Source organism: Protofrankia sp. Cj3 (assembly GCF_917627355.1).
Taxonomy (GTDB): Bacteria; Actinomycetota; Actinomycetes; order Frankiales; family Frankiaceae; genus Protofrankia.
This window is the reverse complement of sequence record NZ_CAKJTR010000015.1, coordinates 8,614-18,405: the sequence shown is the minus strand read 5'-3', so window position 1 is coordinate 18,405 and position 9,792 is coordinate 8,614. Positions and strand designations below refer to the sequence as shown.

At 66.2% G+C, this 9,792-nt stretch carries 8 protein-coding genes and 1 tRNA gene; 4 read left to right on the top strand and 5 right to left on the bottom strand.

Annotated features, from left to right (window positions below; translation table 11 throughout):
- Nucleotides 1–17: 17 nt before the first annotated feature.
- On the bottom strand, nucleotides 18–1,079 hold the full coding sequence (locus MJ783_RS03555) for a 2-oxoacid:ferredoxin oxidoreductase subunit beta (protein ID WP_239308467.1): 1,062 nt from the start codon (nucleotides 1,077–1,079) through the stop codon (nucleotides 18–20).
- A complete protein-coding gene (locus MJ783_RS03550) occupies nucleotides 1,076–2,962 on the bottom strand; it encodes a 2-oxoacid:acceptor oxidoreductase subunit alpha (protein ID WP_239308466.1) in 1,887 nt (628 codons plus the stop codon). The genes MJ783_RS03555 and MJ783_RS03550 overlap by 4 nt, the downstream gene beginning before the upstream one ends.
- A gap of 259 nt (nucleotides 2,963–3,221) precedes the next feature.
- On the opposite strand from MJ783_RS03550, the gene MJ783_RS03545 reads away from it, so the two are divergent.
- On the top strand, nucleotides 3,222–4,115 hold the full coding sequence (locus tag MJ783_RS03545; RefSeq protein ID WP_239308465.1) for a Rossmann-like and DUF2520 domain-containing protein: 894 nt from the start codon (nucleotides 3,222–3,224) through the stop codon (nucleotides 4,113–4,115).
- Between the two features lie 200 nt (nucleotides 4,116–4,315).
- A complete protein-coding gene (gene htpX / locus MJ783_RS03540) occupies nucleotides 4,316–5,194 on the top strand; it encodes a zinc metalloprotease HtpX (RefSeq protein ID WP_239308464.1) in 879 nt (292 codons plus the stop codon).
- Between the two features lie 410 nt (nucleotides 5,195–5,604).
- On the opposite strand, the gene MJ783_RS03535 is transcribed toward htpX, so the two are convergent.
- A complete protein-coding gene (locus tag MJ783_RS03535; RefSeq protein ID WP_370651425.1) occupies nucleotides 5,605–6,114 on the bottom strand; it encodes a YajQ family cyclic di-GMP-binding protein in 510 nt (169 codons plus the stop codon).
- A 390-nt stretch (nucleotides 6,115–6,504) separates the two neighbouring features.
- Between MJ783_RS03535 and MJ783_RS03530 the strand changes: the two genes are divergently transcribed.
- Nucleotides 6,505–6,589, top strand: a tRNA-Tyr gene (locus tag MJ783_RS03530).
- A 264-nt stretch (nucleotides 6,590–6,853) separates the two neighbouring features.
- Entirely contained in the window at nucleotides 6,854–7,381 is a 528-nt protein-coding gene (gene pyrE, locus MJ783_RS03525; protein WP_239308463.1) for an orotate phosphoribosyltransferase, read from the top strand.
- 193 nt (nucleotides 7,382–7,574) lie between these two features.
- Here pyrE and MJ783_RS03520 read toward each other — a convergent pair whose 3' ends face one another.
- Complete coding sequence (locus MJ783_RS03520) at nucleotides 7,575–8,066, bottom strand: hypothetical protein (protein WP_239308462.1); 492 nt, start codon at nucleotides 8,064–8,066, stop codon at nucleotides 7,575–7,577.
- Between the two features lie 264 nt (nucleotides 8,067–8,330).
- Nucleotides 8,331–9,792: GH25 family lysozyme (locus MJ783_RS03515; RefSeq protein WP_370651423.1), on the bottom strand; the 1,462-nt coding region annotated here is incomplete at its 5' end.

The following is a 9,792-nucleotide window of genomic DNA, read 5'->3' as shown; positions in this document are numbered from 1 at the left end:
CGCTCTTATGGTCGCGGTCAGGAAACCGTCCATGTGTCGCCGCTGCTCAGCAGTGCCATCAGGTCGCCGTCACCCTGGCGGGTACGAGCCTCGGCGATCTGGGTGTTCAGCTGCTCGTCGTAGGTGGGAGTGTCGAGGTCCCGGAAGACCCCGATGGGGGTGACGCCAGCCGAGCCGCCGGTGAGCCGTGACAGCGCGAACGCCTGGCTCGGTTCGGCGGCCCGCGCGTTGTGAACGAGTACATCCTCGTCGGTCGCGGCGCAGATCTCCAGGTCGCCCGAGGCGCTCCGGCGGATGCCCTTGTCGAGGTCCGCACCGAAGATCATGGGCTTGTCGTGGACGAGGCGCAGCGTCGCGTCATCCTTGGATGACCGGTCCTTGAGGGCGTCGAAGGCCCCGTCGTTGAAGATGTTGCAGTTCTGGAAGATCTCTACGAAGGCAGAGCCGGGGTGGGCCGCGGCTGCCCGCAGAACGGAGGTCAGGTGCGCCCGGTCGGAGTCGATTGACCGTGCGACAAAGGACGCCTCGGCCCCCAGCACGAGCGAGATCGCGTTGTAGGGGCGGTCCAGCGAGCCGAACGGGGTAGATTTTGTGATTTTCCCCACTTCGGAGGTGGGGGAGTACTGCCCTTTGGTCAGTCCGTAGATCCGATTGTTGAACATCAGAATTTTGATGTTCACGTTACGCCGCAAAGCGTGAAGCAGGTGGTTGCCACCAATGGACAGCGCGTCACCGTCGCCGGTGACAACCCACACCGACAGGTCGGGCCGGGAGACCGCCAGACCTGTCGCGATGGCCGGTGCCCGGCCATGGATGGAGTGCATCCCATAGGTCTGCAGGTAGTAGGGGAAACGGGAGGAACAGCCGATACCCGAGATGAAGGCGATGTTCTCCCGGGCTATCCCGAGTTCGGGCAGGAAGCCCTGGACGGTGGCCAGGATGGCGTAGTCCCCGCAGCCGGGGCACCAGCGGACCTCCTGGTCGGAGGTGAAGTCCTTACGGGTCTGCGGCCGGTCAGTGACCGGGATGAGATCGAGTAGTCGGTTGCTGATGCCGGCGTGGTTCGTCGTGACGGTCACTGGTTGATCACGTCCTCCAAGACGCCCGCCAGTTCGGCGGCCTTGAACGGAAGCCCGCGGACCTGGTTGTAGCCGATGGCGTCGACCAGGAACTCCGCCCGGACCATGGCCCTGAGCTGGCCGAGGTTCATCTCGGGGACCAAGACCTTGTCATAGGCGCGCAGCACCTCACCGGTGTTGTCGGGAAACGGGAAAAGGTGACGCAGGTGTGCCTGGGCGACGTGCAGCCCCTTCGCCCGGACACGTCGGCATCCGGCGGCGATAGGTCCGTAGGTCGAGCCCCAGCCGAGGACGAGTACCCGAGCCTGTCCGGACGGGTCATCGACCTCCAGCGGGGCGATGTCGCGGGCGATTCCCTCGATCTTCGCCTGGCGCAGCCGCACCATACGGTCGTGGTTCGCCGGATCGTAGGAGATCCCACCCGAACCATCCGCTTTTTCCAGACCGCCAATGCGGTGCTCCAGCCCGGGAGTCCCGGGAACGGCCCAGGGCCGCGCGAGTGTCTCGCTGTCGCGGAGATATGGCCAGAATTCCAGGCCCTTGTCGCCGCTGTGGTTCGGCTCGGTGGCGAATGACACCGTGAGATCGGGCAGGTCCGCACGGCCGGGCAGCAGCCACGGCTCTGAACCGTTGGCGAGGTATCCGTCCGAGAGCAGGATGACAGGCGTCCGGTACTTCGTCGCCAGCCGTGCCGCCTCGATGGCCGCGTCGAAGCAGTCCGCGGGCGAGCGGGGCGCGATGACCGGCAGCGGCGCCTCGCCGTTGCGGCCGTTCACGGCCATGCCGAGGTCGGCCTGCTCGGTCTTGGTCGGCAGGCCGGTGGACGGTCCGCCGCGCTGGATGTCCACGACGATGAGCGGGAGCTCGAGGGCTACCGCGAGCCCGATGGTCTCGGTCTTCAGGGCCAAGCCGGGCCCGGATGTGGTGGTCACGCCGAGCGACCCGCCGAAGGAGGCCCCGAGCGCGGCCCCGACACCAGCGATCTCGTCCTCGGCCTGGAAGGTCCGTATCCCGAAACGCTTGTGTTTGCTCAGTTCGTGCAGGATGTCGGAGGCGGGGGTGATCGGGTATGAGCCCAGGAACAGCGGCAGCCCGGTGAGCTCGGCGGCGGCGACCAGCCCGTAGGACAACGCCGTGTTGCCGGAGATACGCCGGTACATGCCCGGCTTCATGCGCGCCGGTGCCACTTCGTAGGTGACCGCGAAGGTTTCGGTCGTCTCGCCGTAGTTGTAGCCGGCGCGCAGCGCCGCGACATTCGCGGCGGCGATTTCCGGGCGTTTCGCGAACTTCTTCTCAAGGAATGTTATGACGCCGTCGGTGGGCCGCTGGTAGAGCCAGCTCATGAGACCGAGGGCGAACATGTTCTTCGCTCGCTCGGCTTCCTTTTTGTTGACCGTCCCCGCGCTGCTTTCCAGCGCGTTCACCGCGTCGATGGTCATTGATGACAGGGGTACCCGATGTACCCGGTACTCGTCCAGGCTGCCGTCGCTGAGTGGATCGGACGAGTAGCCGGCTTTTTTCAGGTTCGCGCCGGTGAACGCGTCGGTGTTGACAACGAGGTCGGCGCCGTTGGGCAGGTCCTTCAGGTTGGATTTCAACGCCGCCGGGTTCATGGCCACCAGCATGTTCGGGGCATCACCGGGCGTGAGAATGTCGTGGTCTGAGAAGTGGAGCTGAAATCCGGATACCCCGGCCGGGGTACCTGCTGGCGCACGGATCTCCGCGGGAAAGTCCGGAAGGGTGGACAAGTCGTTACCGAACGCCGCGGTCTCGCTGGTGAACTGCTCTCCAGTGAGCTGCATCCCATCACCTGAGTCACCGGCGAAGCGGATGACGACCCGGTCGAGTCGATGGATTTGACGGTCCCTGACCTGGCCTGACACGTTGTGTGACCTCCTCGGCTACCTCTCGAGCGTACCGGTAGGACTATTGGGCCGGGCGTAACGTCCCGACGGAGTCAGCTGAGTGTGACGACTGTGACACAGCCTGATCCAAGCTTGTTGGCGGCCCCACAGCGGGCGGGTTTGCGGATTGACCGGGTCGGAAAGCCGACTGCTGGGAACATTGCCCGGTGGCCGGTGGCACGGGTTCCGTTGATATGGGTTTGATATGGCTTCCGCGGGTGGGCGCACAGGTGAGACGGTGACGGTGGCGCAGGCACTGCGGATCGGGATCGTGGGCGTCGGGCGCGTGGGGAGCGCGTGGGGAACGGCCCTGGCCGCTGCCGGCTATCCGGTCGTTGCGGTGCACGCCCGGTCCGAGGCGGGCCTGGCGCGGGCTCGGGCCGGTTTCCCCGCGGCATTGCCCGGGACAGCGGCCGAGGTGACTGATGCATCGGATGTGATATTTATCACGGTTTCCGATGACGCGATCCCGGATGTTCTGGCGGGCATCGTGCACGCTGGTGCACTGCGGAGCGGGCAGATTGTCGCACATATGAGCGGACGGTACGGAGTGGGCATATTACAGTCCGCTTACGACCGTGGAGCGTTGCGAGCGGCGATGCATCCCATTATGACTGTGAGCGGGACCGCCGCGGACGCGAACCTGTTGGCCGGGGCTTCGTTCGGGGTGACGGCGGACCCGGCCGCCGAGCCGGTCGCGCATGGGCTTGTGACAGCTGTCGGCGGTCGGGTCGTTTCCGTCCCCGAGCAGGCACGGACGGCTTATCACGCCGCTGTCGTCCTCGGGTCCAACTATCTGGCGACGCTGGTCACGGCCACGCTGACGCTGCTGGACGAGCTCGGCGTCCGCGAAGGCGCCGACGCGGTCGCCCCGCTGTTGCGACAATCGCTGGAAAAGGCCCTCGAGCGCGGCCCGGCTGGGCTGACCGGGCCGATCCGGCGCGGAGACGCCGGTACGGTGCGGGCGCACCTGGATGCGCTCGGCACGCTCGACCCGGCGGCGGCGGCGGCCTACGTCGCGCTGGCGGCTCTCACTCTGAGCCAGCTTGAACAGGCGGGTCTTGTCGACCACGAGCGCGGCGAAGCTGTCCGGCAGGTGCTGCTTGCCTCGGCCGTGCGTACCGTCCCATAGGCCGAAGGCCACGCGATGGGCATCAATGTGATGATCATCACATGCAAGGATGGCCTGGCGTGCTCGCCGGATGAACCGGGCACTTCATGGCATGTCACCCAAGCGGCGCATCGCGCGAGCACCCGCGGAGGGGAACGGTTCCGGTTGATCCGGGCGTTGACTCTGGTGCAACCTTCGAGATGACAGGAAACCCGACCGCCATGTCCCACCGCTACCTCAACGGGCTCAAGACCGCCATTTTGCTGGGCGTACTGTCCGCGGTGATTCTTTTTGTCGGTTCCCTGTTCGGGAGCCGCGGTCTGACAATCGCGTTCATCTTCGCCCTGGGGGTCAATGGATTCTCGTATTTCTTCTCGGCCAAGCTTGCCCTGCGTGCGATGCGGGCCTATCCGGTGAGCCAGGTCGAGCAGCCACGCATGTACGCGATCGTTCAGGAGCTCGCGACCAGGGCGCGGATGCCGATGCCGCGGCTCTACATCAGCCCGACCGCGGCACCGAACGCGTTCGCGACCGGCCGCAACCCACGTAACGCGGCGGTCTGCTGCACCGCTGGCATTCTGGAGATCATGGATGATCGCGAGCTGCGTGGCGTCCTCGGTCATGAACTCAGCCACGTCTACAACCGGGATATTCTTATCGCCTCCGTTGCCGGTGCGCTTGCGAGCGTTATTGTCTACCTGGCGCAGTTCGCGCAGTTTGCGGCGATCTTTGGTTTTGGCCGGAGCGAGGACGATGACGGTCCGGGCATTCTGGAGATCATGCTTCTCGTTCTGTTGGGCCCGATCGCGGCGACGATCATTCAACTTGCCATCAGCAGGGCGCGGGAGTACGAAGCGGATTCCGCTGGCGCGATGTTGACCGGCGATCCGCTCGGTCTCGCGACGGCGCTGCGCAAACTCGAGGCAGGCACGGCCGTCCGGCCTCTTCCGCAGAGTTCACAGTTGGCGCCCGTGTCGTCACTCATGATTGCGAACCCGTTCCGGGGGGGCGGGGTTGTCCAGCTGTTCAGTACGCATCCATCGATGGACCGCCGGATCGAGCGGCTGGAGGAGATGGCCCGGATGGACCCCTACCGTTGAATCTTCGGCGGAAAGTCGTATTCTGAAAAGGCTAAGAGCGCCCGGCAATAGTGATGTGGATCAAGGAGTGGAGTTGGGTGCGTGTATCGCGAGGCGGCGGAGGGAGTCACCGGAGGTGGTGGGTGACGACCAACGAGCCGGGTACCCGTGCATCGCGCGGCGTATGGGCGGGCAGCGATGACGCGAGCCGCGCGCCCCAACCTCGTGACGCCGTCCCCTGTTACCGGTTGCTCTAAACCCTGACCTGCGGCGAGGCAAACCCCCCAGGCCTCGCCGTGCAGCGCCCCGCCCGAAACCCCCCATCGGGCGGGGCGCACCTTTTCTGCCTGTTATGTCGCGAGGGCCGCCTGGCTCGAGCTGCGCCGCATGGCGGCCCAGCTCGGCGGGGCCCGCGCATGCGGGTCCGTCCGTTATCGGTAGTTGACGAACTGGAGCGGCAGCCCGAAGTCGGTTTCCTTGAGTATCTGGATGACGCGCTGGAGGTCGTCCCGCTTCTTGCCGGTGACCCGGAGCTGGTCTCCCTGAATCTGGGCCTGCACGCCCCTCGGGGCGTCAGCCCGGATTTTTTTCGAGATCGCTTTGGCCTTGTCGTCGGCAATGCCCTGTTGCACGGTCACCACCAGCCGGTACTCCTTGCCGGACTGGGTGGGCTCGTCATGCTGCAGGGCCTTGAGCGAGATGCCGCGCTTGACCCACTTCTCCTGCAGGACGTCCAGGGTCGCCTTCACCCGTTCCTCGGTGCTCGCGGTGAGCAGGATGGACTCGCCGGACCAGGTTGCCGACGCCCCGGTGTCACGGAAGTCGAAGCGGGTCCCCACCTCCTTGGCGGTCTGGTTGACGGCGTTGTCGATCTCCTGGCGGTCGACCTTGCTCACGATGTCGAACGACGGGTCCGCCACGGTGAAGCGCCTCCTTCCCATCTTCTCCATTGCCTGCGCATACGGCATCGGATCTTCGCCCGGCGGCTCGGTCGCAAGCCGGGCCCGGTGCCTGATCCCGAGTCTGCCCGGATCCGCCCGTCCCGGCACAGCCGTCGCCCATGTCCACGGGCCAGGCCGGGTAGTGAAAGTACCCGGAAACGAGGGACGCGGCGTCGCGGGGCTGGAGCACGCGCCTCGCGTTGCCCGCGCCCCAACCCTGTTCCTTACATCCTGTTCCTTGATCCGGCACCCTCCTGTCGGCCACTCCCAGGGCTGTGGATCATCAACGCGCTGTCCTGATCTCCGAATGATCACGATGCCGTCGGCGTAACCGGGTCGCTGGGACCGGTCGTCGACCACGACCGCCCATCCCGTATGCTGTTCACCAACGGCAGGTTGCCCGAGTGGCCAAAGGGAGCGGTCTGTAAAACCGCCGGCTCAGCCTACGTTGGTTCGAACCCAACACCTGCCACCACCCCGATGCAGCTGCATCGCAGCAGGTCACAGGCCCCGGTTTGATCCCCGGGGCCTTTTCCGTGTTCCTGGCCATGCCCAGACGATCATGACTGACGCCGGTGGTTCGTATCTCCGGCATGCGCGCAGCGGGGTGGAATGCGGGGGCTCCGCCCCCCACACCTCAGGCCTTCACTCCGGAGAGGGGTAAGGGGGCAGGCGAGCGTGCGCCGGTGCGATCCGCTGATCGCTCCGTAAACCTGTCTGATCTATAGAATCCGCAGGCATGGCTGACACTGGCACGCTTGCCGCCCGTGTCCGGGCGATGTCGCAGCTGACCGGTCAGTTCGTGCTGCGTTCCGGGCGGACGAGCAGCGAGTACTTCGACAAGTACCTGTTCGAGGCCGACCCCGGGCTGCTCGCGGACATCGTTGACGCGATGGGCCCGTTGCTGCCCGAAGGCACGGACGTGCTGGCCGGGCTCGAACTCGGTGGTATCCCACTGGTCACATTGCTGTCCCAGCGGACGGGCATGCCGGCTCGGTTCGTCCGCAAGAAGGCCAAGGAGTACGGCACGTGCCGGGCCGCCGAGGGCGGGGCCGTCGAGGGCCTGCGGGTCGTTCTTGTCGAGGATGTCGTGACCAGCGGCGGTGCCGTGCTGGCCGCGGCCGGGATCCTGCGCGAGCAGGGCGCGATCGTGGAACATGTCCTTTGTGTGATCGACCGCCAGGAGGGCGGGCGGGCCAGCCTCGCCGACATCGGTCTCGACCTGCGTTCGGTTCTCACCCGAGCTGAGCTGAACGCGGCCGCCTGAGGTTCGTCCGCACCGGCGGGGCCTCCCAGCGGCCGTCCGTACCGGCGGAGCCTCGCAACGGCTGAGATTTCCCAACGGCTGGTCCTCCGGCGCCCGAAAGGGGAACCCGGTTGCGGTGACCGCACCCGGCGCCGATGTGGTGCGTGGACCGTCTGCCTGGGCCCAGGTTCGGTGCACGCACCGGGGATCAGCGTCAAGGCGACACGTCCGGACCGGATCGGGATGATCCAGTGTATTCGGGGCGATCCGTTCGTGTCCGGGTTCGATCGCTTTCGGGGTATGGGTCGTAGGCGCCGTGCCGCGGTGTGTCGTAACTCGTCAAAGCGTAGATCACGAATACGTCGAGCGCGATGACGACGATCGACCAGAGCGGGAAGATCGCCAGGAAGGCGAGCTGGGCGATCGCGTTCAGGCCGCACATGGCGATGCCCAACCACCGCGCCCACAGCTTGCCGGTGAGGATCGCGGCCGCGGTGCCTATCTGGACGATGCCCATGCACACCAGCAGCCAGCCCCAGAAGTCCAGATCCTGGTAGATGACGGTGTCGTTCGCCGTGATGAGGACGGCGTAGTTCCTGAGCGCGGCGATTCCGTAGATGAGGTTGTGGAAGCCCGCGATAAAGATGATGACCGCTGCGAATATCAGCCATCCCCTGCCGGTGCGCGCGGAGCGTGCCGGTTCCATGTGAATCCTCCCCGGAGCCTGACGAGACGGTGAGCCCCCCTTGGCATGCCCTCGTGTCGCCCAGGACATGCCCGGTTGCCCGACATCCTCGCTCGGGAGCAGCCGCCCGACGGCGCTGGCGGCGCCCAATTGTGCCGTTACGCCGCCGCTGGTCACGTCTGGTGAGCACGGATTTCGTTCCCGGTGGGTGGCACGCCGCGCCTGGTGTGCCTGTCATCCGCCCTGGACGCGCTTTCAGGAGAATTTCAGGAGAGAAACGTGTATTCAGGAGAGAATAGTGGTGACCGTGTTTGAGCTCGCGTCCCAGCGCAGCCAGCCGTGCTGGAAGGCGCTTTCGCGTCCACCGTCCACCGAGTACTCGTCACTGATCGGCAGCCCCAGGTCGGAGCCGGCCGAACCGAGGGCCAGGTAGCTGTGCAGGATCGCTCCGTGGACCTCGTGCGCGCCGGTGGGACGGGTCCAGTAGATCCGGCCGCCCTGGAACACCGACTGCCGGCTGCCCGCGATCTCAGCATCCAGCTCGTCGCTGGTAGGCCGTCCCAGCAGGCTGTTGCTGCCGCCCAGGGCGAGGTACCGGGCGCTGATTCCGCCGTGTACCTCATGGACGCCGGTGGCCACCGACCAGAAGAGCAGGCCACGCTGGAACTGTTTCCACCGCCCGCCGCCGCCAGCGGGCTCCTCGGCCCGGCTGTTCGCCGCGAGCAGGGAACGCAGGCGAGCATCCGCGTTGTAGCGTTTGTCGATTTCGCTGGCTCGCCCGTCAGCGCCGGCTGACAATGATCCGCTATTACAGCAGAAGACATTCAGGTCGATGTCTCCGGCAATGCCTGGAACATTCCCCGCTGACGTGTACTGCCACATCAACCACTGCTGCCAGCCACCGGGAAGGGCGCCGGGGGACGAGCCTCCGTTGTAGCTGGCGAACCACAGCGGATAGCGAGAGAATGACGTCGTGTTCTTCATGATATCGGTCCAGAATGACCGGTAGGTGTACAGGATGGGAGCACGCCCGGTCCTGGTCTCGATCTCTTCCAGAAAGGCATGTGCCCAGCCCGCGAGCTGGGCGGCGGACAATCCGCCCTGTGCTTCGAGATCGAGGACGGGTGCCAGCTGGCCCGTGGAGCGGGTCGAGCCGGTGACGGCGAGAAAGCGGTCCGCCTGATCGACCGCGGTCGCGATCGGCAGCATGGGCCGTGCGTAGTGGTACATACCGACGACGAGCCCGGCTTGGCGGGCGTGATCGCGGTCAGTGGCGAAGTAGGGGTTGGTATAGCCGCTGCCCTCGGTCGCCTTGATAATGGCAAAGCCGATTCCGGCGGCACGGACCGCGTTCCAGCCGATCTCCGTGCTGCCGGGATGTTGCCAGGACGAGATGTCCACGCCCCGCGGCCAGCTGGCCGGGATGGCCAGCGGCGAGCGGGTTCCCGATGGCGCGCCCTCGTCGGGCGGCGCGACGGTGGTGCCCTCTCCCAGCGGGACATCACCGGGGGAGGCGTAATCCTGGCGGATGTTCTTGGCGGCGTCGCTACTGGCACCAGCGTCGGTGGATATGGCGCCGGGCCGGCCGGCTGACAGCACCGGAAATCCGGTCGTCGATACCGCGGCGCCGCTCGTCCCGGAGCCTTGAGCGCCTGCAACAGTGATAAGTGTCACCAGGGTAGTGGTGGTGATCGTACGTGCGACGGTTCGTTTGGCCCGCTGTTGCCGGGCTGGCCGGCATCGGTCC